The following is a 23,909-nucleotide window of genomic DNA, read 5'->3' as shown; positions in this document are numbered from 1 at the left end:
CATCGGCGTAGTAGCTGGCGCGGGTTTCCAACGCCAATGCCGGGCTAGTCTACTATTACTCTTTTACTCCGAACCCATAGGGAAAATGGCATATGGCACTATACGTACAAAAGTTCGGCGGTACGTCGGTCGGCTCGGTCGACCGTATCAAGGCCGTGGCGGAAAAAGTAAAAGGCTTTCGCGACCAGGGCCACCAGGTCGTCGTGGTCGTTTCTGCCATGAGCGGCGAGACCAACCGTCTCACCGAGATGGCCCAGGCCTTGAACGACGACCCGACGCCGCGGGAAATGGATATGCTGCTCTCCACCGGCGAGCAGGTGACCATCTCGCTGCTTGCCATGGCGCTTCAGCAGTTGGGTGTCCCGGCGACGTCGCACACCGGCGCCCAGGTCGGTATCCATACCGATAGCGCCTATACCAAGGCGCGCATTCAGCGCATCGAAACCGACGACCTGAAAAGCGATCTCGATGCCGGCAAGGTGGTGGTCGTGGCCGGTTTTCAGGGGGTGGACGACGAGGGCAACATCACCACCCTGGGCCGCGGTGGCTCGGACACCACCGGGGTGGCGCTGGCGGCCGCGCTCGGCGCCGACGAGTGCCAGATCTATACCGACGTCGACGGCGTTTACACCACCGACCCCCGCGTATGCTCTCGCGCACAGCGCCTTGAAAGCATCACCGTCGAAGAGATGCTGGAGCTTGCAAGCCTGGGCTCCAAGGTGCTGCAGATTCGCGCGGTGGAGTTTGCCGGCAAGTACAACGTTCCGCTACGGGTGCTCTCGAGCTTCGAGGACGGCCCCGGTACCCTGATTATTGCAGATGCTGACCAAGACGAGGATTCCATGGAAGAACCGCTGATCTCCGGTATTGCCTTTACCAAAAACGAAGCCAAGCTGACCCTTTTGCACACCCCGGACGTTCCCGGTGTTGCCTCGCGCATTCTCGGCCCCATTGCCGATGCCAATATCGAAGTCGATATGATCGTGCAGAACGTGGCGCCGGCCGGCGACTACACCGATTTCACCTTTACCGTGGCCAAGGGCGATTACAAGGCGACCAAAAGGCTTTTGGAAGAGACCGTGATCCCGGACCTCGGCGGCGGCGAGCTGCGCGGCGATGACAATATCGCCAAGGTGTCGCTGGTCGGTGTGGGTATGCGCTCCCACGCTGGGGTGGCCTCGAAAATGTTTCGTGTGCTGGCCGACGAGAACGTCAATATCCGTATGGTCTCCACCTCGGAGATCAAAATTTCGGTGGTCATCGACGAAAAGCACATGGAACTGGCGGTCAACGCACTGCATAAGGCGTTTGGGCTGGATAATGCAAATGTAGAATCCGAATAACATTTGTGCTCCAAACCTTCTACGCTAAGAGGTAACTTGCTACCGTAGGTGGTGAGCTTTCTTGCAACGGAAGTTCAAGTGTCATGGAGCCAGAGGCATCAGTCGTTGGTGACTGGTGCCGCTTTGCCGCATAATGGCGGCGTTGACGCCTCTGGCGGACACGAACCGTTGTACAAACGTCTGAGAAGGAGATCAGCCATGCTCATCCTAACGCGCCGCGTAGGCGAGACACTGATGATAGGTGATGAGATCACCGTCACGGTGTTAGGTGTAAAAGGTAATCAAGTTAGAATTGGTGTTAACGCCCCCAAGGATGTCGCCGTTCATCGCGAAGAGATTTATCAGCGAATCCAGCGCGAGCGCGATACTGAAAGCGAACCCGAATAAATGGCGCCTTATACCACGTCCACTAAAGGGCGTTTAAGCGCTAACCCAAAGCCGGCGCGAAAAAATTTCTGCTTAAGTCTGGACAAGCCTCAGTATTATCGGTAATATTCGCGCCGTGCCGTTGAGGAGAGGTGGCCGAGTGGCTGAAGGCGCTCCCCTGCTAAGGGAGTATAGGGTTTATAGCCCTATCGAGGGTTCGAATCCCTCTCTCTCCGCCAACCGCATAACCCGTAACATGATTGCTTGAAGAGCCGTTGCTTTAAGATAAGCGCCCGTAGCTCAGCTGGATAGAGTATCTGACTACGAATCAGAGGGTCGGAGGTTCGAATCCTCCCGGGCGCGCCATCTTGTAAGCCTTCAGTGCTTTTAGTTCGATGTTCTGTTCTAACAAGCCTTTCGTTGCCAAGTGATTGATGTTACAATGTTTTTCGTCGATTAACGATGATCGAGCGCCCGTAGCTCAGCTGGATAGAGTATCTGACTACGAATCAGAGGGTCGGAGGTTCGAATCCTCCCGGGCGCGCCAGATTCCAGGAAAACCCGCCTTTTCAAAGGCGGGTTTTCTGCGTTGGTGGCCTGAGTCAGTGCGCGTAACGCGGCTGCTTGGGCGCCGGGTATCGAGTCGGTTCAAATGGATGGAACCTGACGCAAGAGGGCGGCTCGCGCGCTCTGCGGTCGTTTAAAACGCCTGCCACTTTACGTGGTCAGGCGTTTTTTTTGGCCGGGCGCTTTTGGGCTAGGCGGGGGTGGGGTCGGTGGGTTGTGGTGTCGCCGGGGCGAGCGCGCTCAAGAGCGTGTCGAGATCGGTCACCCGCTTTAAGCGCTGAAAGTGCTGATCGGCCGCGTGGCTTGATTGGCGCATTTGGGCAAGCCACTGCTTGACCAGCGATACGACCACGCGGTCCGGTAGCGTTTCGCGCTGGCGCCTGGCGTAGTCGGCAATAACGCCGGCGCGCATCGCCCAGGTCGTCTCGCCCAGGCGCTCGCCAGTGTCGAGCCAGTGGCGAATGCGCGGCGCAAGCCAAGGGTCCGCCAGGGCGCTGCGTCCCAGCATGACGTCCTGGCAGCCCGAGAGCGTGCGCGCTTTCCAGTAATCCTCCAGCGTCCAGATATCGCCGTTGGCAACGACGGGGATGCCAAGGCGTGCGCGAATTTTGCCAATCCACTCCCAGTGGGCCGGTGGGCGATAGCCCTCGTCGCGGGTGCGCCCGTGTACGACCAGCCGCGAGGCCCCACCTGCCTCGGCGGCCTGGCCGCAGGCAACGGCCAGACGCCGGTCCGAAAAGCCCAGACGAATCTTCGCCGTCACCGGTATTTGCCCTTCGAGCGCTTGGTAGACCGCATCGACGGCCTGGTAGACGCGCTCGGGCCGGCGCAATAGCGAGGCACCCCCATCGTGGCGGTTGACCAGTTTGGCCGGGCAGCCAAAGTTCAGATCCACGCTTACTGCGCCCAAAGAAGCCGCCTGGCGCGCGTTTTCGGCCAGCGCCTCGGGGCTGGATCCCAAAAGCTGCAGATGGACCGGTACGCCGCTGGGCGTGGCCACGTGCTCGAGCTCGAGTTCGGGGCAGTGCTTGTAAAACACGCGGGGAGGCAGGCGGGCGTCCACCACGCGGACAAACTCGGTGACTGTCCAGTCGAAACCGGGCTGACGCGTCAGTAGATCGCGGGTGAGGGCGTCGATCACACCTTCCATCGGCGCCAGGCCGATCTCCCCCTTTTGTAGTAAATTAACAACCATGGCTTCCACTTTAGCGTCATTGCATTCTATTCTGAATGTGGCAGGTTAGAGGATTGTCCTCACTGCGCCAAGCGCCTTTAGAGGCGTTTGGTGTGCCACTCAATGACATGACCAGATGGGGGAAGTATGCAAGAAGGAGAATTGCTCCAGGAAGGGCTGGCCCTAATGGCGATGGGGATGGGGTTCGTCTTTGTTTTTCTTACCATCCTGGTGATCAGCGTCACGCTGATGTCGGCGCTCATACGGCGCTTTCAGCCCGTCCCGCAAGCCGCCACCCAACCCGCCGGGCGCACGGCCTCACCGGTGTCGGCGGGCCAAGATGACGAAACCCTGGCCGTTATCTCGGCTGCCGTGCATCGTTACCGCACATCAAGTACTCGGTAACGACAGGAAACCCTAGCGAACTTTACAAAAGCGCAGCGCTGTATTTTGTTAAGTTTACTAACACAACACCCATTTTTGAGAATAGAGCATGAACGAGAACAAACGCCCTCTAGGGGTTACCGATGTCGTCCTTCGCGATGCCCACCAGTCGCTGTTCGCTACTCGCCTGCGCCTGGACGACATGCTCCCCATCGCCGAAAAACTCGACAACATCGGCTTCTGGTCGCTCGAAACCTGGGGTGGGGCGACGTTTGATTCGTGTATTCGCTACCTGGGAGAAGACCCCTGGGAGCGTATTCGCGCGCTAAAAGAGGCGATGCCCAACACGCCTCAGGCAATGCTTCTGCGCGGCCAGAACCTGCTGGGCTATCGCCACTACGCCGATGACGTGGTCGACAAATTCGTCGAGCGGGCCAAAACCAACGGCGTCGACGTGTTTCGCGTTTTCGATGCGATGAACGACCCGCGCAACCTGGAGCGCGCGATCAAGGCTGTGCGGAAGGTTGGCGGTCACGCCCAGGGCACCATCTCCTACACGGTGAGCCCGGTACACACCCTGGACAGCTGGGTCGAGCTTGCCAGCACCATCGCGGACATGGGCGCCGACTCGCTGGCGATCAAGGACATGGCCGGGCTTTTGACGCCCTATACCGCTTTTGATTTGGTCACGCGACTCAAAAAGACGCTCTCGATTCCCGTGCATTTGCACTGCCACGCGACCACCGGGCTTTCGACGTCGACCATTTTGAAGGCGGTCGAAGCGGGCGTGGATAACGTCGATACCGCAATTTCGTCGATGTCGATGACCTACGGTCATAGCCCGACGGAGTCCGTGGTCGCCATGCTCAAGGATACCGACCGCGACACGGGGCTGGATCTGGAAGCGCTCGAGGATATCGCGGGCTATTTCCGCCAGGTGCGCAAAAAGTACGCGGCGTTCGAGGGCTCTCTCCGGGGGATCGACTCGCGGATTCTGGTCGCCCAGGTGCCCGGCGGTATGCTGACCAATATGGAAGGCCAGCTAAAAGAGCAGGGCGCCGGCGACAAGCTCGACGACGTGCTCAGCGAAATTCCGCGGGTGCGCGAGGATCTCGGTTTCATTCCGCTGGTCACCCCGACCTCGCAGATCGTGGGCACCCAGGCGTTAATGAACGTAATGATGGGGGAGCGCTACAAGTCGATCTCCAAAGAGGTGCAGGCGCTACTCAAAGGCGAGTACGGTGCTGCCCCCGCGCCGTTTAGCTCGGAGCTGCAAAAGCGCGTGTTGGACGGCGGTGAGCCGATCACCTGCCGCCCGGCGGACAACCTCGCCCCGGAGATGGAGCGCCTGGCCAGTGAGCTTGAAGAAAAAGCCCAGGCCGAGAACATCCGCCTGGCCGAAGGTGAGTCGCGCATCGACGACGTGTTGACCTATGCGCTGTTCCCGCAGATCGGCCTCAAGTTTTTGAAAAACCGCGACAACCCGGACGTCTTCGAGCCTGCCCCCCAGGCCGACCCGCAAAGCGTGGCCGTAAGCGAAGAAAAAACCAAAGCGCCGGTCAAGACCGCCCCCGCCCAGGGGCCCGAGACCTACACCGTCAAGCTCAACGGCAAGGCCTACGTGGTCGAGGTCGCCGAAGGCGGCGATATCAGCCAGGTAAGCGAGACGCCGGCCAGCGGCGCGCCAGCCGAGCAGCCTGCCAGCCAACCCGCCGCGCCCAGCGGCGAGGGGGTCGATGCGCCGCTTGCGGGTAACATCTTCAAGGTCAACGTGAAGGTGGGCGACCAGGTCGCGGAAGGCGACGTGGTGGTGATTCTAGAAGCCATGAAGATGGAGACCGAAGTGCGCGCCCAAAGCGCCGGCACGGTGTCCAGTGTCAACGTGAGCGAGGGCGATAGCGTCGCCGTTGGTGACTCCCTGGTCGAGCTTTAAGGGCATACGGTAATGGATAAATTAATCACCCTATGGGAGGGCTCGGGGCTTTATAACCTCGCGCTCGGCCAGGCCGTCATGATCCTGGTGGCGCTGGTGCTTTTGTATCTCGCCATCTACAAGAAGTTCGAGCCGCTTTTGCTGGTGCCAATCGGCTTTGGCGGCATTTTGGCCAACATCCCCGAGGCGGGCCTTGCGATCTCCGCGCTCGACCAGGCGATCGAAGTAGCGCGCCCGGCGATTTTGCAGCAAATCGGTGCGGCACTTGGCGTGGCGCTCGACCCGGTTGCCGGGGCGGAGGCCTGGCGGGAAGCGCTCAAAGCGGTGGCGCATAACGCCGCGCCAGAGCAGATGCGTGCCGCCCGCGATATTGCCGTGGGGGCGGGTTACAGCAACGGTGTGCTGTATAACTTCTACAGCGTGGCCATTGGCTCGGGCATCGCGCCACTGGTCATCTTCATGGGCGTGGGCGCGATGACCGATTTCGGTCCTTTGCTTGCCAATCCGCGCACGCTGTTTCTGGGCGCGGCGGCGCAGTTCGGCATTTTCGCCACGCTCTTTGGGGCGGTCCTGCTCACCTCGATGGGAGTGATGGACTTCTCGCTCAATCAGGCGGCGGCGATCGGGATCATCGGCGGGGCGGACGGGCCGACCTCGATCTACGTCTCGAGCGTGCTGGCCCCCGAATTATTGGGCGCGATTGCGGTGGCAGCCTACGCCTACATGGCGCTGGTACCGTTGATCCAGCCGCCGATCATGCGTCTTCTGACCACCGATAAAGAGCGCAAGATCGCCATGACGCAGCTGCGCCCGGTGTCGAAACTCGAGAAGATCGTGTTTCCGCTCATGCTGTTGATTTTGGTGGCGCTGTTTCTACCGGACGCCGCGCCGCTTTTGGGCATGTTCTGCTTTGGTAACCTGATGCGCGAGTGCGGCGTGGTCGAGCGCCTGGCGGACACCGCCCAGAACGCCTTGATCAATATCGTCACTATCGTGCTAGGGCTCTCGGTGGGCTCCAAGCTGATGGCCGAAAGCTTTCTGGCCTTCGAGACGCTGGGCATTCTGGGGCTCGGTATCGTGGCCTTCGGGATCGGCACCGCCGCAGGCGTGTTGATGGCCAAGCTGATGAACCTGGTCAGCAAAATGCCGATCAACCCGTTGATTGGCGCCGCCGGGGTCTCCGCGGTGCCGATGGCGGCGCGGGTGGCCAACCGGGTGGGGCTCGAGTCCAACCCGCACAACTTCCTCTTGATGCACGCCATGGGGCCGAACGTGGCCGGCGTGATCGGCTCGGCGGTGGCCGCCGGGGTGATGATCAAGTATTTGGGGTAGGCGCTGTTAGTAATCAAAACGCCCCGCATGAGCGGGGCGTTTTGGTTTGTCCATGTCTGAAATTTCCACGGTCTCGAGTAGCCCGTAGCGAGGGTCTTTCGCCAGGGGTGGCGAAAGTAGCGTACAAGGAGGTATTTACAGCGCCCTCGCGTAGGGCTGCTCGAGACCAGCCCACCTGCTGACCCATTCAGCTTTAACGCTTTTGAATATCCAGCGTGCTTTTAAGCCGGTTCTCAAGCGTCGTGAAGTCCGCGGCCTCGTCTTTGGGCCAGGCCACGGTGAGCGTGACGCCCTGGCCGTCGTAGTCGGCGGCGGCAATCGGCGCGCGCTGCTCTTCGAAATAGGCGCGGGCCAGGGCCTCCTGGGCGAAAGCGACTTTCAAAAGGTAGTGTTCACGCTCGACGATTTCCCGGGTGGGTAGGGTTTCGAGCGCCTTGTTCACGGCCTGGGCGTAGGCGCGGGCGAGTCCGCCGGTGCCGAGCTTGGTGCCGCCAAAGTAGCGGATCACCACGCAACCGACTTCGCCCAGAGCACTGCCCAGAAGCGCCTGGTACATCGGCCGGCCTGCGGTGCCGCCGGGTTCGCCGTCATCAGAAAAACCAATCGCGGTTTGCTCACCCGGCGGGCCGGCAATGAAGGCAGTGCAGTGGTGGCTGGCGCCAGGGTGGGCGGCGCGGGCGGCTTTTAGAAGCGCTTCGAATGCATCCGGCGTCGGGGCGTGGCAAAGCCAGGTGATGAACTGGCTTTTTTCGACGACGATTTCGGCCTCGAAGTGCGTGTCCGGGGAAAGATTCGGGGCTCGGTAGCGCAAACGGGGCTCCTGAAGGCGATTAGTGGCGCTTCTCGGCAGCGGCGGGGCTTTTGCCCATTACCATGCCCAGCACCTGGATATCGCCATTATGCAGGAAAACCGCCGGCATCGCCTGGTCCTCGGGACACAGATGCACGCCAAGCCTGTTGATCGAGAGCTCCTTGAGCACCACTTCGTGCTGGTTGATGGTGGCCGTGGCGGTTTCCCGGTGCGGGCCGCGCTGGTGGCGGTGGATCACGATCACGTCGCCGTCGAACAGGTTGTACTGCTGCATGCGATTGCCGCGAACGCGCAGGGCATAGGTATTGCGCCGGGTCACGTCGCGCTCGGCGCTGGCGGCGCGGGGCGTAGCGTACTCTCTGGTGCTCGGGGCTTTGGGGCGCAGAGCGTTCGAGGTCTCAAGCGGTCGTGATGCGATCATTTGTTTCTCTCCAGCAATCGCCCGCTCCCTGGGCGTGAACAAGTGAAAAGCGACGCGGGTGCATGTCTTTTCATACAGTGGTTGGAGTATAAACCTGTTTTTGCATACAGTGCTAGCCCTGTATACAGACTTCTGTGTCGTATCGCGCTCTTCTTTTTGGCAGGGCCCCGTGGCTGTGGGCTTTAGTAAAGGGGCGTGATGCTCGAGGCGGCGCTACGCTGGCGAAAAAATGCCTTTTTGTGTAGAGTGCGCGCGATATCCACGCCTTGGGAGACCGCTTTGAGTCTGCGCCTTCAAGCCCGAAAGCTTGCCTGCGAGCGCGATGAACGCTTTCTATTCAAGGGGCTCGATGTCGAGATCAACGCAGGTGAGCTTCTGCGTGTCGAAGGCCCCAACGGCAGCGGCAAAACCACGCTTTTAAAGATACTGGCGGGCCAGCTCAACGATTACGAGGGCACGCTCTATTTCAACGAAAAGCCCATGGGCCAATGCCGCGATGATTTTCTCGCCAATCTGGTGTATCTGGGCCACGCGCCGGGCGTCAAAGCGGGGCTGACGCCGTTGGAAAACCTTGCCTGGTACCAGGCGTTGGATGGCGGACCGGTAAGCGAGGCGGCCTGCGAGCGCGCGCTGGGTGACATCGGCCTGGCCGGATTCGAAGACGTGCCGGTAGGGCAGCTGTCCGCAGGCCAGGGGCGGCGCGTAGCGCTTGCCCGACTGAATCTGACACCCCGGGCGCTTTGGATACTCGATGAGCCGTTCACCGCGATCGACCGGGAAGGGGTAAAGGCGCTGGAGCAAACACTTTGGGCCCACGCCGACAAAGGCGGCAGCGTGGTGATCACGACCCACCACGCCCTGGCGGAACAACCCCGGGTGCGGCGTATCACGCTTGGCGAGAGGGTGGAACGTGACGCCGGCTGATCAAAAGACGTTACTTCGAACCGCCCCCGGCGGCGCTTTTCGGGCGTTCAAGGCGACGCTTACCCGGGATCTCACCCTGGCCTTTCGCCGTCGCGGCGAGGCGCTCAATCCCTTGGTGTTTTACGCGCTGGTGATCACGCTGTTCCCAATCGGTATTTCGCCGGACCCCGCGCTTTTATCGGTGATAGCCCCCGGGCTTTTATGGGTAGCGGCGCTGTTGGCGGCGTTACTCTCGCTCGATACGCTTTTTCGCAGCGATTTCGAGGATGGCAGTCTCGAGCAACTGCTGATCGCCCCGCAGCCGCTACTGGCGCAGGTGGTGGCCAAGGTGGGCGTACACTGGCTTTTAACCGGGCTGCCGCTTGCGCTCATGGCGCCGGTGCTGGGCGCGATGCTGGCACTTCCGGCGGGAAGCTATGCGGTGCTTACGCTTTCACTACTGCTGGGCAGCGCTACGTTGAGCCTGGTGGGCGCGATTGGCGCCGCGCTAACGGTGGGCCTGGCACGGGGCGGCGTGCTGACCTCGCTTTTGATTCTGCCGCTTTATATTCCGGTGCTGGTGTTTGGGACCGGCGCGGTGCAGACCGCCATCGCGCTCGAAAGCGCCGCGCCACAGCTTGCCATGTTAGGGGCGCTGCTGGCGGTGGCGCTTTTGCTGGCGCCGCCGGCGATTGTCGCCTCGCTTCGTATCAGTATCAACGGCTAAGGATGCGCGCCATGTGGGCTTTCATTCATAAGTTTGGTTCACCCAAGTGGTTTTATAGCCTGAGCACCCGGCTCGAGCCCTGGTGCTGGGCGCTTGCGGCGCTCGCGCTTGTCACAGGCTCAGTGTGGGGGTTGGCGGTGGCGCCAGCGGACTACCAGCAGGGCGAGAGCTTTCGCATCATTTATGTTCACGTGCCCGCTGCGCTGCTGGCCCAGTCGGTGTTCGTTTCCATGGCGCTGGCAAGCCTGGTGTTCATGGTGTGGAAGATCAAGGTGGCCGACATGGCCGCCAAGGTGATGGCACCGTTCGGCGCGGCCATGACGTTTACGGCGCTGTTTTCCGGCGCGGTGTGGGGCGTGCCTACCTGGGGGACCTGGTGGGAGTGGGACGCGCGGCTGACCTCGATGCTGATTCTGCTTTTTTTGTACCTGGGCGTGATCGCCCTGCGCGGTGCGTTCAATCGCCGGGACAGCGGCGCCCGGGCCGCGGCGCTTCTCGCCATGGTCGGCGTGATCAATATCCCGATCATCAAGTACTCGGTCGAGTGGTGGTACACCCTGCACCAGTCCGCCACCTTTACGCTGACCTCGCGCCCGGCGATGCCGGCGGCCATGTGGTTGCCGCTGCTCGTCATGCTGGTCGGTTTTTATAGCTTTTTCGCCGCGATCACGCTTGCGCGCACGCGCAGCGAAATTCTGCGCCGGGAAGGCGACAAGCGCTGGGTTCGCGCGCTCCTAAGCGGAGAGACATGATGGCGTTCACTTCGCTGACGGAATTTTTCGCGATGGGCGGCCACGGCGTTTACGTTTGGTCGGCCTGGGGCGTCACGGCCTTGCTGCTATTACTGTGCCTTTTACAGGCGCGCCTGGAGCGCCGCGGGCTGGTCAAAGCGGTAAGGCGCCGCGCCCGCCGCGAGCGGGCCCGCGCGCAAAACGGCCCGCGCTCTTCTTCACACCCGGGGGGTAATGATGACGCCTAAACGCAAGCAGCGGCTTTTCGCGCTCATTGGCGTGGTGGCGCTGGCGGGCGTGGCCGTGGGGCTGACCCTCTTTGCGCTGCGCGCCAACATCAATTTGTTCTTTAGTCCGGTGCAAATCGCCCAGGGCCAGGCGCCCCTGGAGCGCCAGATCCGCGCCGGCGGGCTGGTCAAGGCGGGTTCCGTCGCTCGCGACCCGCAAAGTCTGGACGTCGCCTTCGTGGTCACCGACTACGTGGACGAGGTGAGCGTTTACTACAGCGGTATCCTGCCGGATTTGTTTCGCGAAGGCCAAGGCGTGGTCGTGGTCGGCGAGTTACAGGCCGACGGACGCCTGAGAGCGGACAAGGTGCTGGCGCGTCACGACGAAAACTACATGCCGCCGGAGGTCGCCCAGGCGCTTGAGGAGGCGGGCTACTCACCGGCGGACTATCAGCAAAAGGCCGAACGGGTCGTCAAACAGTTGGAAGGGCCGGGCCGCCCTCAAACGGACGGGAATTAACGTATGTGGGTAAAGATGATTCCCGAAGTGGGCCATTTCGCGCTGATTCTGGCGCTGATGCTGGCGCTCGTTCAGGCCACGCTGCCACTGGCGGGCACGCTAACCCGCCGCCCGCTCTGGATGGCCTATGGTGGCCCCATGGCGACGGGGCAGTTTCTGTTCGTCGGTCTTGCCTACGCCTGCCTGAGCGCAAGCTACCTGCTCGACGACTTCAGCGTGGCCAACGTGGCCAACAACTCCAACTCGATGCTGCCCTGGTACTACAAGGCCAGCGCCGTTTGGGGTAATCACGAAGGTTCGGTGCTGCTTTGGAGCTTGATGCTGGCCGGCTGGGGCTTTGCCGCTTCCCACTTTTCGAAGCCGCTGCCCCGGGATATGGCCGCCCGGGTGCAGAGCGTGATGGGCATGATCAGCGTTGGCTTTTTGGCCTTCATCCTGCTCACCTCCAACCCTTTCGAGCGCCTGTTGCTCAATATGCCAAGCGACGGCGCCGATCTGAACCCGCTCTTGCAGGATTTCGGCCTGGTGATCCACCCGCCCATGCTCTACATGGGCTACGTCGGTTTTTCGGTGGTCTTCGCCTTCGCCATCGCCGCGCTGATCGGCGGGCGGCTGGACGCGGCCTGGACCCGTTGGGCGCGCCCCTGGGCGAATATCGCCTGGGCGTTTTTGACCGTCGGCATTGCGCTGGGCAGCTGGTGGGCCTACTACGAGCTTGGCTGGGGCGGCTGGTGGTTCTGGGACCCGGTCGAGAACGCCTCGCTTTTGCCCTGGCTGACCGGCACCGCGCTTTTGCACTCCCTGGCCGTGACCGAAAAGCGGGGCTCGTTCAAAAGCTGGACGGTGCTTTTGGCCATCACCACCTTTTCGCTGTCGCTGATGGGCACGTTTTTGGTGCGCTCCGGCGTGCTAACGTCGGTGCACGCCTTCGCCAACGACCCGGCCCGCGGATTTTTCATTTTGGTGCTTCTAAGCGTGACGGTGACGCTGTCGCTTTTACTTTTTGCGCTGCGCGCCCCGCGGGTCAGTCACCAGGTCGGCTTTGGCTGGCTATCCCGGGATTCGCTGTTGCTGGTCAACAATTTGCTGCTGGTGATCATGACCGTCACCGTGCTGCTCGGTACCGTTTATCCCTTGATTCTCGATTCGCTGAATTTGGGTAAAATCAGCGTGGGCCCGCCGTATTTCAACGCGCTGTTCGTGCCGCTGACCGTTTTGCTGTGCCTGTTCATGGGCCTTGGCCCGCTGGCGCGCTGGAAGCACATGGGCGCGGGGGAGCTCAAGGCGAAGCTTTGGCTGTCGGGGCTGGCCGCCCTGGTCATTAGCGCGGTGGCGCCGCTTTTGTACGCGGGCGAGTGGAACCTGTGGGTGAGCCTGGGGCTTTTAATCGCGCTCTGGATCGTGCTGCCGCTGGTCCGGGATGTCTTCGATACCTGCCGCCGGGCAAGTTCGGTCACCCGCGGGCTTGGCAAGCTCTCGCTCGCCTACTGGGGCATGGTGCTGGGCCACGTCGGCATGGCGGTTACGATCATCGGCGTCACGGTGGTCTCGAACTACAACATCGAGCGTAACGTGCGCATGGCGCCGGACACCACGGTCGAGGTGGCGGGTTATCAGTTCACCATGCAGGAACTGATCAGCCGGCGCGGGGCGAATTTTCTGGCCGACACCTCGCTGATCGAGGTGCGCAAGGGCGACGACGGCCGGGCGTTCATGATGCAACCGGAGAAGCGCCTTTACATCGCCACCCGTATGCCGATGACCCAGGTCGCGCTGCGCCCGGGGCTCTTTCGCGACCTTTACGTGGCGATGGGCGAGGACCTGGAGGACGGCAGCTACGCCATGCGCATTCAGTACAAGCCCTTCGTACGTTGGCTTTGGCTGGGGGCACTGTTGATGGCGGCGGGGGCGGTGCTGGCGGTGATCGACAAGCGCTACCGGCGCTCTAAAGCGCGCCCCCGCGCCCTCGAAACCCCTGTGGAGGCGCTATCATGAGACGCTGGCTGTTGCTGCTGTTACCGCTTGGTTTTGTCGGCATTGCGCTTTTCTTCTACCAGGGCCTTTCCCGCGACCCCTCCCAGCGCGACTCGGCGCTGATGGCCCGGCCGTTCCCCGCGTTTGAAGCGAGCACGCTGCGCGACCCGGCGTCCCAGGTGGATGAATCGCTTTTGCGCGGCAAGCTCACGCTGGTCAACGTTTGGGGCGAGTGGTGTCCGGCCTGCAAGCAGGAGATGCCCCAGCTCTTGACGCTCGCCGAGCACGGCATTCGCATGGTCGGCGTGAACTACCGCGACACCCGGGAAAAGGGTGGGCAGTTTTTGAGCGAGTACGGCGACCCTTTCGAGGTAAACATTTTCGACCCGGAGGGCCGTTTGGGATTCGACCTTGGCGTTTACGGCGCCCCGGAAACCTTTCTGGTCGACCGCGACGGCGTGATCCGCTATCACCACAAGGGCTACATCGGCCCCGACGATGTCGATGCGCGCATTCTACCGGAGGTCGAGAAATGGCGTTGAGGTCTCTTTTCGTTCTGATGCTGCTACTGGCGAGCCCTTTAGTGCTGGCCGCTATCGAGGTGCGCGAGTTCGACGACCCGGTGCTCGCGCAGCGTTATGCGGACCTGACCGCCTCCATGCGCTGCCCGCTGTGCGAAAACCAGGCCATCGACGACTCCAACGCGCCGATTGCCGCGGACATGCGCCAGCGCGTGTTCGAGCTTCTCCAGCAGGGCCAGTCGGACAGCGAAATCGTCAATCATATGGTGGCCCGCTTTGGTGAGTACATTCTTTATAACCCGCGTCTGGAAAACCGCACCTACCTGCTTTGGGGCGTGCCCATTGCGCTGGTGCTGCTGGCGATGGTGATTCTGGCGCTGATCGTGCGCGCCCGACGCCAGGCCTCGAGCCAGGCGCTGAGCGCGGCGGAGCGCGAACGCCTGGACACGTTGATCAACCGCGAGAGGTCACCATGACGCCGCTTTGGATTGCGATTGCGCTCGCCGCACTCCCCGCGCTTTGGCTGCTGCTCGCCCCGCTTTGGCGAGCCCGGGCGCTCCATGAGGCCCAGCGCCGCTTCGAGGAAGCCGACGGCGCCAACCAGCAGAACGTGGCCATTTTCAAACGCCGCCTCGCCTCGCTCGAAAATGCGCAGGCGAATGGCGACATCGACCAGGCGCGCTTTGACGAGGCCAAACTCGAGCTCGAGCGCAGCCTGCTCGACGACACCGCGGCTACGCCCCGGCGCGCGCTCAAGGCCCCGGGGTCGGGGCGCTTGGCCATTCCCGTGGTGGTGGTCGCGGCACTGGCGGCGGGGGTTTTTATCTATCAACAAAACGGCGCCGAGGGTGACCTTGCCCTCTACGCGCTGCAACAGTCGGTGGAAAACGACCCCAACCCCTCCATGGAGCGCTACCTCGAGCGTTTGAAGGGCGAGGCCGAACGCCAGCCTGAAAACGCCAACGTGTGGGGCATGCTGTTTAGCTTTTACCGCCAAAGCGGCGAGCTCGAAAAAGCGGATGAGGCACTGACCCGGCTCATCGAGATCGACGGACGCGCCCCGGCGCTTTTGGGCGAGCTCGCCGAGCTTCGCTTTTTCATGGCCGGGCGCAGGCTCACCCCGGACGTTCGGGCGCTGGCTGACGAAGCCCTGGAAGCCGACCCGCGCCAGCCCAAGGTGCTGAGCCTTCTCGGCGTTCACGCCTTCGACGAAGGCGACTACGCGCTCGCCATCGACCGCTGGCGCCGGGCACTGGCGAGTCTGGAGGACAGCGCCACGGTGGAGGCGCTTCGTGAGGGGATTCGCACGGCAAGCGCCCGGCTGGAGGACGCCGATAGCGCTAACGTTTCGACCGACGGTGTGTTTGAATAGCCCGCTCGATTTTTATCTGCTTTATAAAGAGCCGCAATGCGCTTAACGTCCATACGCCTCACCGGGTTCAAGTCCTTCGTCGACCCCATTACGGTGCCCTTCGATGGCAACATGACCGCGATCGTCGGGCCCAACGGCTGCGGCAAATCCAATATCATCGACGCGGTGCGCTGGGTGATGGGCGAGTCCTCGGCCAAGACGCTGCGCGGCGAGTCGATGGCGGACGTCATCTTCAACGGCTCCACCGGGCGCAAGCCGGTCGGCCAGGCGGCGATCGAATTAAAATTCGATAACCGCGACGGCGGTATGGGCGGCGCCTACGCCCAGTACGCGGAAATCGTCGTCAAGCGTTTGGTCACCCGGGACGGCCAGTCCAACTACTTTTTCAACGGCCAAAAGTGTCGCCGTCGGGATATCGCGGATCTCTTCATGGGCACCGGGCTTGGCCCGCGCTCCTACGCGCTGATCGGCCAGGGCATGATCTCGCGGCTGATCGAGGCGCGCCCGGACGACCTGCGCGCGACTTTGGAAGAAGCGGCGGGGATCTCCAAATACAAGGAGCGCCGTCGCGAGACCGAAAACCGCATGCGCCGCACCCAGGAGAACCTGGAGCGCCTCGACGATATCCGCGAAGAGCTCGACAAGCAGCTCGAACGCTTGAAGCGCCAGGCCGAGTCCGCCAAGCGCTACCAGACCTTGAAAGCCCAGGAGTACCAGCTCAAGGGCGAGCTTGCGCTGATTCGCGGCCGCGCCTTGCGCGCTGAGCAGACCCGCCAGGAGAGCCGGGTGCGCGAGCTCGAAATCAGCGTCGAAAAAGACGTTTTCGGCGTGCGCGCCTGCGAAACCCGCCTCGAGCAGGCCCGCGCTCAGCACGATGAGCTCTCTGAGGTACTCGAGCGTCATCAGCAGCAGTTTTTCGAAACCACCACGCGCATTGCGCGCCTCGAGCAGGATCAGGCCCACCGCAAAAGCCGCGAAAGCCAGTTGGCAAGCGACATCGACACCGCCCGGCGCGACCTTGACGAGCAGCGCCGGGTCAGTGAAGGCGACCAGACCCGTTTGGCCGAGATCGAGGCGCGCTGGGAGACATTACTGCCCGAGCTCGAAGCTCAGCAGAAGCAGCTCGAAGTACTCGAAGAGACGCTGGCGCAGGCCGCCCCGGCGCTCGAGGCCGCCGAGCAGCGCTTCGCCGATATCGATGCGCGCTGGCGCGATGTCAGCCGCGACGCCGAGCGCTGCCAGGACCAGATCGTCGATCTGGAACAGCGCATCAAGCGCCAGCAGGCCGAACGGGCCCGCCGCGAGCAGCAGCGCGGTGAGCTCGACGACACCGCTTCGCTGCAAAAAGAACATGCCCAGAGCCTGGCCGAACTGAAGGAAGCCGAGCGCCGCGCCGAACACTTTCAAACCGAGCGCGAACAGCGCCAGGCCCGCTACAGCGAGGCGCGCACCGCCCATCAGAGTGCTCTGAGCGTGCGCGAAGAAAAGCGCGGCGAGCTCAGCCAGTGCCAGGGCGAGCTCGCCTCGCTCAAGGCGTTGATCGACGCAGCGCTTGCCGACCACGACCCGGATCTACACTCCCACCTCGAAGCCCTGGGGCTCGAAAACGCCCCACGCCTTGGCGAGACGCTCAGCGCCTCGCCTGGTTGGGAATCGGTGGTGTCCTGGCTGCTCGCGCCCTGGCTCAATGCCCGCATGGTCAGTGGCGCTACGCTCAAGGCGCTGCCCGAGGCGCTGGCCACCGACTGGTGTTTGATTCAAAGCGAGGCGAGCGCCGCGGCGAGCGACGCCCGGCTCGACTCTTTGGTCAGCGGCGCCGGGGCGCTGGGGGAGTGGCTCTCGCGCATTCACTTTGTCGAGAGCGACGACCAGGCCCAGGCACAAGTAGCGCACCTCGCCCCGGGCGAGAGCGTGGTTAGCCGTTCGGGCCTTTGGTGCGGGCGCGGCTGGCTGCATCAAAAGGCCAGCGGTGAAGGCGTCGATGCGCTGTTGATGACCCGGCGACGCTTTGACGAGCTAAGCCAGCAGCGCGAGGCCGTCGAGCAGGCGCTGGCGGAACTCGACGAGCGCTGCGAGACGCTGGCCCGAACCCTCGAAGCGCTCGAGAGCGAGCGCGAGCAGCGTGGCGAAGAGGAGCGCGAGCACGGTAGCCTTCGCCAGCAACTGGCGGTGAAGGAGCAGCGCCTGGCCCAGCGTCTGGAGCACCTGCAGGGCCGCGCCGCGGAGATCGACGAAGAGCTTGCCACGCTAAGAGAGGACGAGGAGAGCCTTGCCCTGACCCTCGAGGAGCAGCGCGAGCGCTGGGGTGAAGCGATGACGCGCCTGGAAGAGGCGGCTACCGCCCGGGAAGAGAGCGTCGAACAGCGCACCCGGGCACGGGAAGAATCTGATCGCCTCACCCGGGAGCAAGCGCCGCTCAAGGCGAGCCAGCAGGCGCTGGCGTTGGAGCGCGAGCGGCTCAACACCGAGCGCGATAGCCTGCGTGCCCAGCAGAGCCGCTCGAGCGAAAGCGAAGAGCGCTTGAAGCTACGCATCGAAGAGCTCGAAGAGGCGCGCGAGACGCTTTTGGAGCCCGACGAGCTGGCCGCCGAAGAGCTCGAGGAGCTTCTCCACGAGCGTGAACAGCGCCAGGCACGGCTGAGCGAAACCCGAGAGCAAGCCCAGGTGATCTCCGAGCAGCTCAAAAACGATGAGCTCGCTCGGCAAAATCACGAGCGCACCCTCGAGCAAAGCCGGGAGCAGCTGCAAACCCTGCGTATGGAAGTCCAGGCGCTGGCGCTCAAGGCCACCACCCAGGACGAGGCACTGGCCGAGCTTGGCCACGACGCCGAGGCGCTGGCCGCCGGGCTTGCCGATGATGCCGAGGAGTCGCGCTGGCAGTCGCTGTTGGAAGGCACGACCGAGAAGATACGCCGTCTTGGCGCGATCAACCTCGCCGCGATCGAGGAGTACGACCAGCAGGCCGAGCGACGCGACTATTTAGAGGCGCAGCATGCCGAGCTTACCGAGGCGCTGGAAACCCTGGAGCGGGCGATCAAGCGTATCGATCAGGAGACGCGGGTGCGTTTTCGCGAAACCTTCGATCAGGTCAACGCCGGGCTGCAGGCGCTTTTCCCGCGGGTATTCGGCGGCGGCGCGGCGTGGCTAACGCTGACCGGCGACGACCTGCTGGAAACCGGCGTTGCCATCATGGCGCGCCCGCCGGGCAAGAAGAACAGCACCATTCACCTGCTTTCCGGGGGCGAGAAGGCGCTAACGGCGCTGTCGCTGGTGTTCGCGATCTTCCAGCTCAACCCGGCGCCGTTTTGTATGCTCGACGAAGTCGACGCGCCGCTGGACGACGCCAACGTCGGCCGCTACGCAAAGCTCGTCAAGGAAATGTCCGAGAGCGTGCAGTTCATCTACATCACCCACAACAAGATCGCCATGGAGGCCGCCGAGCGCCTGATGGGCGTGACCATGCAGGAGCCTGGCGTTTCGCGGCTGGTGTCCGTGGGTATCGAAGAGGCCACCGCGCTAGTCGACTGACCCGTTAATACGAGATCGACCGTTGGCGGCTATTACGCATTGTTCATGATTTTAGCCCGGCGAAGATAAGTGCCCTATTCATCCCCGGGTCCGAATAAGTGTTAGCCAAGCGTGAAATGGGCGCTCTTTTGTCAGTAACCCGGCGCAAAAGGGGCTACAACGCTTGCCGGTGATCGATTAATCGCCGCCTCTTGCTATTCGTTTCAGCACGACACTTCATAAGCAGCTGGCCGGCGGGCTTCGAGCCGGCCAGGTTCAATCGCCAAAGTCGCGAAGGCGCAGTCGAAAGTCTTTGATAACAGGGGATTGCAAACGAGTTATTGGGTCCCGTTACGATTAAGGTGAGCGCTCTACTACTGGAAATACATATAGTAAAAACATTAATGGTCACAGTAGAAAACGAAGAGTGTTGTGTGTTCAAACTCGCAAGAACTAACGAACTCCTGTTGCGATAATGCTTAGTTGTGCTTGTTTAATGATCGAATATGGTTGTAAGATTTTGTCATCTAGCGTTAATGCTTCTACAATTGTCGCACTAGTAAGCTTTTCGGCGAACTTTACTTCATTGCTAGCCCAGGGCGTTAGCCATGAATAAAGAAGCGCTGAAGCAAAAGTAAAAGGGCGTTGTTGCACGAAGGTGGCCGACCCAATCAAGCGCCAGGATGGCACTTTTGGCCGTTGGGCTTGTCGAAAAGCGGGGCTTGCTACGTCGATGGCTGGCGAGTAGCGGGGTAAGCTTTATTAGATAGAGCAGCAGGTTGCCCTTTTTTGTAGCAGACGCACTATGCCTGGTGGTAAATATAGCGTTTGGATGGACGCGGATATCATCAGGGGTAGCGCCTTAAATCGGTTAAAATGACCCGTGGAATGCTCGACATGGAATTAAGAGAGTGGTTAATCATTCTAGGATTGGCGTTGGTGTCGCTTATCGTGGTCGATGGAGTGCGAAGGCTCCAGCGTCAGCGTCGGGTACCGCGTCTTGACCAAGCGGTCGACAACCTGCCCAAGGCATCGGTGAACGAGCTCGATGACGAGGCCAAAGAGGCCGAGCTAAGCTGGGAGCTGCCCAACGGCGGTGCCCGGGTCGTCAAGCCCGCCGACTACAGCGGTTTGGGTAAAAAGCCCAAGCTCGAGCGTCAGGACCATCCCGGCCCCTCCAGGGTACTCTCCGATTTCAAACGTTCGTTTTCCAAAGTGGCGGCCCGCTCGAAAAGCGCGGCCACCGGCCAGCGCTTCGCCTATCAGGGCGGTTTCAGCGAGCGTGAAGAAGAAAGCCCCGACGCTTCCCGCGCTGCCCCTAAAGCGAGCGCCCCGACAAGCACCGCCGAACCAGCCCGCGCGGCGAACCCGAGCGAGCGCCCGGCTGGTCAAAGCCCCGTTAAACATGCCCCTACTGAAGAGCGTCGCGAGCCGAGCCTTTTTGCCGATGAAGCGCCTTCGGCGGCCGAGCCTACCAGCGGCGGCGCATCCACACTGTCAACACCCCTCGATACGCCGCACTCACCTGGCGTGACCCCCACCGAACCTGGCTTTTCTACTCAGGCGGTTGGCCCTGAGCCCGTGGAAGCCGCAGCGCCTAATGAGAGCGAAAAAGGCGATACCGCGACCGACGAGCCCGTGCTGCGCGCCGAGCCCGAAGACGCCGCCTTTGCCAAAACCAGCGAGTCGCGTCAGCGGCGCCAGCTGCGCTCCAACACCGCCGGTGAGCTCGATGACGACGCCATAGACGAGTACCGCTTGGTCGATTTCGAGGGTATGGGCCGCTCCTTCAAGCGCCGCCTGATCGAGCGTCGTCAGGAGCGCGCGCGTAAAAAGGCGGAAAAAGCCGAACGCGTCAAGGCGCTTGCCAAGCAGAAAGCCGAGCGTAAGGCGCTGGAAGCCGAGCAGCGCCGCGAGGCCCGGGAAGCCGCCGAAGCCGAAAAGGCGCGTATTGCCCAGGAGCACGCCCGGGCCCGCGAAACCGAGGCCGCCCACACAACGGCGCAGTACAATGACGACGACCTTTATAGCGCCGAGCCTTCGATGAGTGCGCTTCGCGGCCAACGCGCGAGAGACGCGCGCTTCGACGAAGACGAGGCAGCGTTCGATGAGGCCTACGATGCACCGGCTTTTGACGAAAACGTCGTACGCCCCCATCCCGCGCTCGAAAAAGCGCTGCGCCACGATGTATCGGGTGCGCGCGCCAAAGAGACGCTGACCGATGCCTCGGAAATGGTGGTGATCAGCGTGCTCTCGCGGGACGAAGAGGGCTTTGACGGCGGCAAGCTTTTGGAACTGATGATGGCCTGCGGATTGCGCTTTAGCCGCGAAATGGGCGTTTTCCACCGCTTCGAAACCGAAAGCCCGGATAGCGAGCTGCAGTTCTCCATGGTGAACGTGGTCAAGCCCGGCACCTTCCCCATCGAAGAGATGGACGAGTTCGCCACCCCGGGTATCTCGTTTTTGATGCCGCTACCCGGGGCGCTCGATAGCTCCGCTGCGTTCGAAGCGATGGTCGAGACCGCCATGGTGGTCGTACGTCACATGGGCGGCGAGCTCAAGGACGAAAACCACAGCGTCATGACGGCGCAGACCATCGAGTTTGCTCGCCAGCGCGTGCACGAGTTCGAGCGCCGCCACCGCCTGCAGCGCCACACCGCCCGCTAATCGGCTTTTTAAGCGTCTCAAAACACCCGCCTCGCCAGGCGGGTGTTTTTGTTACTAGAGCCTAACGCCGCCAGGCTTTAGGATAGCGCCACTACGTACTGTTTTACGGAACCCTATTGCATGAGCCAGCCTTCCCCCCAGGTGCGTGAGGAAATCGCCGCGCTGCGCGCCGAGCTCGACGACGCCAACCACCGCTACTACGTACTCGACGAGCCCGCACTGACCGATGCCGACTACGACCGCAAGCTCCAGGCGCTCAAAAACATCGAAGCGGACTACCCGGAACTGGTGACGGTGGATTCGCCCACCCAGCGCGTCGGCGCTGCCCCGGCGGAGGGCTTTCCCGCGGTGACCCACGCGCTACCCATGCTCTCGCTGGACAACGCGTTCAATCGCGACGACGTCGTCGCTTTCGCCGAGCGCGTGGCCGAGCGTTTGGAGCGAACCCCTGACGAGCTCGAGTTCAGTTGCGAGCCCAAGCTCGACGGCGCGGCGGTGTCGCTGGTCTATGAGCAGGGCGTATTGGTAAGCGGCGCCACCCGGGGCGACGGGCGCACCGGCGAAGGCATTACGTCGAATTTGCGCACGCTGCGCTCGGTGCCGCTCAAATTGCGCGGCGACCATGTTCCCGAGCTTTTGGAAGTGCGTGGCGAAGTCATCATGCAGCACAAAGGCTTCGAGGCGCTCAACGAGCGCGCCCGGGAGGAGGAGAGCCGCGTGTTCGCCAACCCGCGCAACGCCGCCGCCGGGAGTCTTCGTCAGCTCGACCCGCGGATTACCGCCAAGCGCCCGCTGGAGTTTCACGGCTATCAGGTGGCCAGGTTAGAGCCGGATAGCGGCGATACCACCCACAGCGCGCTGATGGAGCGGCTGAAAACGCTCGGGTTTCGCTTGAGCGCGGAGCTTGCCACACTCAAGGGCCCCCAGGCGGTCGCTGACTACTGCGAACGGCTCGGCGAGAAGCGCCTGGCCCTGGGGTTTGATATCGACGGCGTGGTGATCAAGGTCAACGATCTGCGCGCTCAGCGTGAGCTTGGCTTCGTGGCCCGCGCCCCGCGCTGGGCGGTGGCGTTCAAGTTTCCGGCCCAGGAGGAGATCACGACCCTCAACGACGTCGAGTTCCAGGTCGGGCGCACCGGCGCCATTACGCCGGTTGCGCGGCTCGAACCGGTCACGGTGGCCGGCGTGACGGTCTCCAACGCGACGCTACACAACGCCGATGAAATCACTCGGCTGGGCGTCATGATCGGCGACACCGTGGCGATTCGCCGGGCCGGCGATGTCATCCCCCAGGTGGTTCGGGTGGATACCGACAAGCGCCCGACCTCGGCGAAAGCGATCGTGTTTCCCGACGCCTGCCCGGTATGCGGCTCACAGATCGAGCGCGTCGAGGGCGAGGCGGTCGCGCGCTGCTCCGGCGGGCTCTTTTGCCCCGCCCAGCGCAAGGAGGCGCTCAAGCACTTCGCCAGTCGCAAGGCGCTGGACATCGACGGCCTGGGCGTGAAAATCATCGACCAACTGGTCGAGCGCGACTGGGTGCAGACCCCCGCGAATCTTTTCGAAATCGGCGTCGAGCGGCTGGCGACGCTGCCACGCATGGCGCAAAAGTCCTCGGAAAACCTGGTGCAGTCGCTCGAAAAGGCTAAAAGCACCACCTTCGCGCGCTTTATCTATGCCCTCGGTATTCGCGAGGTGGGCGAGGCCACCGCCGCCAACCTGGCGAGCCACTTCGGCACGCTACAGGCGCTGGCGGGCGCCGAGCAGGCCGCGCTCGAGGCGGTCAACGATGTCGGCCCGATCGTCGCCGCCCACGTACATACGTTTTTCAAGCAGCCGCATAACCAGAACACCATCGCCGATTTGATCCGGGTGGGCGTTACCTGGCAAGAGGCGGAAATCACCCAGGGCCCCAGGCCGCTCGAAGGCCAGACCTGGGTACTGACCGGCAGTTTGGAAACCATGACCCGCGACGAGGGCAAGGCGCGCCTGCAAGCGCTGGGCGCCAAGGTCGCGGGTAGCGTGTCCAAAAAGACCACCGGCGTGGTCGCCGGCGAGGCGGCGGGCAGCAAGCTTGCCAAAGCCGAGGAGCTGGAGGTGGACGTACTCAGTGAGGACGCCTTTATTCAACGACTTGCCGAGTGGGAGCAAATGTCATGAGCCGATTCATCGAAGTACCCGCACGGATGCTACCGCCGGAGACCCTCGACGCGCTGCTTCAGGCGTTCGTGACCCGCCAGGGCTACGACACCACCGACACCAGCGGTGAAGGCATGCACGGCTGGGTCATCGAGCTCAAGCGCCAGCTCGAGCGCGGCGAGCTCTTGATCGCCCACGATATCGAACTCGAGCAGACCGAGGTCATGACGCTTGCCCAGTGGCGCGCCTTCGGGCGCGATATCGCCGACGACGAAGAAGAAGGCGACTACTGA

Annotated in this window: 21 protein-coding genes and 3 tRNA genes; 21 read left to right on the top strand and 3 right to left on the bottom strand. The window is 62.5% G+C overall.

Annotation, left to right across the window (positions count from 1 at the left end):
- Positions 1-92 precede the first annotated feature (92 nt).
- The 5 genes from ACWHVV_RS13900 (at position 93) to ACWHVV_RS13880 (ending at position 2,256) form a co-directional block, all read left to right on the top strand.
- Positions 93-1,343, top strand: coding sequence for an aspartate kinase (locus tag ACWHVV_RS13900; RefSeq protein ID WP_447926763.1), 1,251 nt, complete (start codon positions 93-95; stop codon positions 1,341-1,343).
- 198 nt (positions 1,344-1,541) lie between these two features.
- Complete coding sequence (gene csrA, locus ACWHVV_RS13895; protein ID WP_252106858.1) at positions 1,542-1,730, top strand: carbon storage regulator CsrA; 189 nt, start codon at positions 1,542-1,544, stop codon at positions 1,728-1,730.
- Between the two features lie 125 nt (positions 1,731-1,855).
- Positions 1,856-1,948: transfer RNA gene (locus ACWHVV_RS13890), tRNA-Ser, on the top strand.
- A 50-nt stretch (positions 1,949-1,998) separates the two neighbouring features.
- A tRNA-Arg gene (locus tag ACWHVV_RS13885) sits at positions 1,999-2,075 on the top strand.
- 104 nt (positions 2,076-2,179) lie between these two features.
- Positions 2,180-2,256 (top strand) — tRNA-Arg (locus tag ACWHVV_RS13880).
- Between the two features lie 210 nt (positions 2,257-2,466).
- On the opposite strand, the gene ACWHVV_RS13875 is transcribed toward ACWHVV_RS13880, so the two are convergent.
- The gene (locus tag ACWHVV_RS13875) at positions 2,467-3,471 is read right to left on the bottom strand and encodes a tRNA dihydrouridine synthase (RefSeq protein WP_447926762.1); all 1,005 of its coding nucleotides are present in this window, start codon (positions 3,469-3,471) and stop codon (positions 2,467-2,469) included.
- 126 nt (positions 3,472-3,597) lie between these two features.
- Between ACWHVV_RS13875 and ACWHVV_RS13870 the strand changes: the two genes are divergently transcribed.
- The 3 genes from ACWHVV_RS13870 (at position 3,598) to ACWHVV_RS13860 (ending at position 7,099) form a co-directional block, all read left to right on the top strand.
- Positions 3,598-3,855 (top strand): OadG family protein, encoded by a 258-nt coding sequence (locus ACWHVV_RS13870; protein WP_447926761.1) that lies wholly within the window; start codon positions 3,598-3,600, stop codon positions 3,853-3,855.
- Between the two features lie 88 nt (positions 3,856-3,943).
- Positions 3,944-5,767, top strand: a complete 1,824-nt coding sequence (gene oadA, locus ACWHVV_RS13865) for a sodium-extruding oxaloacetate decarboxylase subunit alpha (RefSeq protein ID WP_447926760.1) — start codon at positions 3,944-3,946, stop codon at positions 5,765-5,767.
- 12 nt (positions 5,768-5,779) lie between these two features.
- On the top strand, positions 5,780-7,099 hold the full coding sequence (locus tag ACWHVV_RS13860) for a sodium ion-translocating decarboxylase subunit beta (RefSeq protein WP_447926759.1): 1,320 nt from the start codon (positions 5,780-5,782) through the stop codon (positions 7,097-7,099).
- A gap of 193 nt (positions 7,100-7,292) precedes the next feature.
- On the opposite strand, the gene ACWHVV_RS13855 is transcribed toward ACWHVV_RS13860, so the two are convergent.
- Positions 7,293-7,910 carry an IMPACT family protein gene (locus ACWHVV_RS13855; RefSeq protein WP_447926758.1) on the bottom strand — a complete coding sequence of 206 codons (618 nt, stop codon included), beginning with the start codon at positions 7,908-7,910 and terminating at the stop codon, positions 7,293-7,295.
- Between the two features lie 19 nt (positions 7,911-7,929).
- Positions 7,930-8,331, bottom strand: a complete 402-nt coding sequence (locus tag ACWHVV_RS13850; RefSeq protein WP_447529635.1) for a LexA family protein — start codon at positions 8,329-8,331, stop codon at positions 7,930-7,932.
- Positions 8,332-8,610: 279 nt separating this feature from the next.
- Between ACWHVV_RS13850 and ccmA the strand changes: the two genes are divergently transcribed.
- The 13 genes from ccmA to ACWHVV_RS13785 all read left to right on the top strand — a co-directional run bounded on the left by ccmA (position 8,611) and on the right by ACWHVV_RS13785 (position 23,909).
- Positions 8,611-9,255: a cytochrome c biogenesis heme-transporting ATPase CcmA gene (gene ccmA, locus ACWHVV_RS13845; protein WP_447926757.1), complete on the top strand. Its 645-nt coding sequence runs from the start codon at positions 8,611-8,613 to the stop codon at positions 9,253-9,255.
- Positions 9,242-9,961 carry a heme exporter protein CcmB gene (ccmB, locus tag ACWHVV_RS13840; protein WP_447926756.1) on the top strand — a complete coding sequence of 240 codons (720 nt, stop codon included), beginning with the start codon at positions 9,242-9,244 and terminating at the stop codon, positions 9,959-9,961. The genes ccmA and ccmB overlap by 14 nt, the downstream gene beginning before the upstream one ends.
- 11 nt (positions 9,962-9,972) lie before the next feature.
- The gene (locus tag ACWHVV_RS13835) at positions 9,973-10,713 is read left to right on the top strand and encodes a heme ABC transporter permease (protein ID WP_447926755.1); all 741 of its coding nucleotides are present in this window, start codon (positions 9,973-9,975) and stop codon (positions 10,711-10,713) included.
- Positions 10,710-10,940, top strand: coding sequence for a heme exporter protein CcmD (gene ccmD / locus ACWHVV_RS13830; protein ID WP_447529632.1), 231 nt, complete (start codon positions 10,710-10,712; stop codon positions 10,938-10,940). The genes ACWHVV_RS13835 and ccmD overlap by 4 nt, the downstream gene beginning before the upstream one ends.
- The gene (gene ccmE, locus ACWHVV_RS13825) at positions 10,930-11,439 is read left to right on the top strand and encodes a cytochrome c maturation protein CcmE (protein WP_447529631.1); all 510 of its coding nucleotides are present in this window, start codon (positions 10,930-10,932) and stop codon (positions 11,437-11,439) included. The genes ccmD and ccmE overlap by 11 nt, the downstream gene beginning before the upstream one ends.
- A 3-nt stretch (positions 11,440-11,442) precedes the next feature.
- Positions 11,443-13,434: a heme lyase CcmF/NrfE family subunit gene (locus tag ACWHVV_RS13820; protein WP_447926754.1), complete on the top strand. Its 1,992-nt coding sequence runs from the start codon at positions 11,443-11,445 to the stop codon at positions 13,432-13,434.
- Positions 13,428-13,955, top strand: coding sequence for a DsbE family thiol:disulfide interchange protein (locus ACWHVV_RS13815; protein WP_447929160.1), 528 nt, complete (start codon positions 13,428-13,430; stop codon positions 13,953-13,955). Before ACWHVV_RS13820 ends, ACWHVV_RS13815 begins: the two co-directional genes overlap by 7 nt.
- The gene (locus tag ACWHVV_RS13810) at positions 13,946-14,410 is read left to right on the top strand and encodes a cytochrome c-type biogenesis protein (RefSeq protein ID WP_447926753.1); all 465 of its coding nucleotides are present in this window, start codon (positions 13,946-13,948) and stop codon (positions 14,408-14,410) included. The genes ACWHVV_RS13815 and ACWHVV_RS13810 overlap by 10 nt, the downstream gene beginning before the upstream one ends.
- The gene (ccmI, locus tag ACWHVV_RS13805; protein WP_447926752.1) at positions 14,407-15,306 is read left to right on the top strand and encodes a c-type cytochrome biogenesis protein CcmI; all 900 of its coding nucleotides are present in this window, start codon (positions 14,407-14,409) and stop codon (positions 15,304-15,306) included. The genes ACWHVV_RS13810 and ccmI overlap by 4 nt, the downstream gene beginning before the upstream one ends.
- A gap of 36 nt (positions 15,307-15,342) precedes the next feature.
- A complete protein-coding gene (smc, locus tag ACWHVV_RS13800) occupies positions 15,343-18,834 on the top strand; it encodes a chromosome segregation protein SMC (RefSeq protein ID WP_447926751.1) in 3,492 nt (1,163 codons plus the stop codon).
- A gap of 876 nt (positions 18,835-19,710) precedes the next feature.
- On the top strand, positions 19,711-21,480 hold the full coding sequence (gene zipA / locus ACWHVV_RS13795) for a cell division protein ZipA (protein WP_447929159.1): 1,770 nt from the start codon (positions 19,711-19,713) through the stop codon (positions 21,478-21,480).
- 120 nt (positions 21,481-21,600) lie between these two features.
- Positions 21,601-23,637 carry an NAD-dependent DNA ligase LigA gene (gene ligA, locus ACWHVV_RS13790; protein ID WP_447926750.1) on the top strand — a complete coding sequence of 679 codons (2,037 nt, stop codon included), beginning with the start codon at positions 21,601-21,603 and terminating at the stop codon, positions 23,635-23,637.
- Positions 23,634-23,909, top strand: coding sequence for a YheU family protein (locus tag ACWHVV_RS13785; RefSeq protein ID WP_447529625.1), 276 nt, complete (start codon positions 23,634-23,636; stop codon positions 23,907-23,909). The genes ligA and ACWHVV_RS13785 overlap by 4 nt, the downstream gene beginning before the upstream one ends.

It is taken from the genome of Vreelandella sp. EE27 (assembly GCF_968206495.1).
The sequence above is the reverse complement of the archived record's forward strand: the minus strand, read 5'-3'. Positions and strand labels throughout refer to the sequence as shown.

What these genes read in the sequence shown, in the direction of transcription:
- ACWHVV_RS13785 (WP_447529625.1), top strand. Translation starts at nt 23,634, where the DNA reads ATGAGCCGATTCATCGAAGTACCCGCACGGATGCTACCGCCGGAGACC.
- ccmD (WP_447529632.1), top strand. Translation starts at nt 10,710, where the DNA reads ATGATGGCGTTCACTTCGCTGACGGAATTTTTCGCGATGGGCGGCCAC.
- ACWHVV_RS13875 (WP_447926762.1), bottom strand. Translation starts at nt 3,471, where the DNA reads ATGGTTGTTAATTTACTACAAAAGGGGGAGATCGGCCTGGCGCCGATG.
- smc (WP_447926751.1), top strand. Translation starts at nt 15,343, where the DNA reads ATGCGCTTAACGTCCATACGCCTCACCGGGTTCAAGTCCTTCGTCGAC.
- ACWHVV_RS13860 (WP_447926759.1), top strand. Translation starts at nt 5,780, where the DNA reads ATGGATAAATTAATCACCCTATGGGAGGGCTCGGGGCTTTATAACCTC.
- ACWHVV_RS13900 (WP_447926763.1), top strand. Translation starts at nt 93, where the DNA reads ATGGCACTATACGTACAAAAGTTCGGCGGTACGTCGGTCGGCTCGGTC.
- zipA (WP_447929159.1), top strand. Translation starts at nt 19,711, where the DNA reads ATGGAATTAAGAGAGTGGTTAATCATTCTAGGATTGGCGTTGGTGTCG.
- ccmI (WP_447926752.1), top strand. Translation starts at nt 14,407, where the DNA reads ATGACGCCGCTTTGGATTGCGATTGCGCTCGCCGCACTCCCCGCGCTT.
- ACWHVV_RS13835 (WP_447926755.1), top strand. Translation starts at nt 9,973, where the DNA reads ATGTGGGCTTTCATTCATAAGTTTGGTTCACCCAAGTGGTTTTATAGC.
- ccmE (WP_447529631.1), top strand. Translation starts at nt 10,930, where the DNA reads ATGACGCCTAAACGCAAGCAGCGGCTTTTCGCGCTCATTGGCGTGGTG.
- ACWHVV_RS13820 (WP_447926754.1), top strand. Translation starts at nt 11,443, where the DNA reads ATGTGGGTAAAGATGATTCCCGAAGTGGGCCATTTCGCGCTGATTCTG.
- ACWHVV_RS13850 (WP_447529635.1), bottom strand. Translation starts at nt 8,331, where the DNA reads ATGATCGCATCACGACCGCTTGAGACCTCGAACGCTCTGCGCCCCAAA.
- oadA (WP_447926760.1), top strand. Translation starts at nt 3,944, where the DNA reads ATGAACGAGAACAAACGCCCTCTAGGGGTTACCGATGTCGTCCTTCGC.
- ligA (WP_447926750.1), top strand. Translation starts at nt 21,601, where the DNA reads ATGAGCCAGCCTTCCCCCCAGGTGCGTGAGGAAATCGCCGCGCTGCGC.
- csrA (WP_252106858.1), top strand. Translation starts at nt 1,542, where the DNA reads ATGCTCATCCTAACGCGCCGCGTAGGCGAGACACTGATGATAGGTGAT.
- ACWHVV_RS13810 (WP_447926753.1), top strand. Translation starts at nt 13,946, where the DNA reads ATGGCGTTGAGGTCTCTTTTCGTTCTGATGCTGCTACTGGCGAGCCCT.
- ACWHVV_RS13870 (WP_447926761.1), top strand. Translation starts at nt 3,598, where the DNA reads ATGCAAGAAGGAGAATTGCTCCAGGAAGGGCTGGCCCTAATGGCGATG.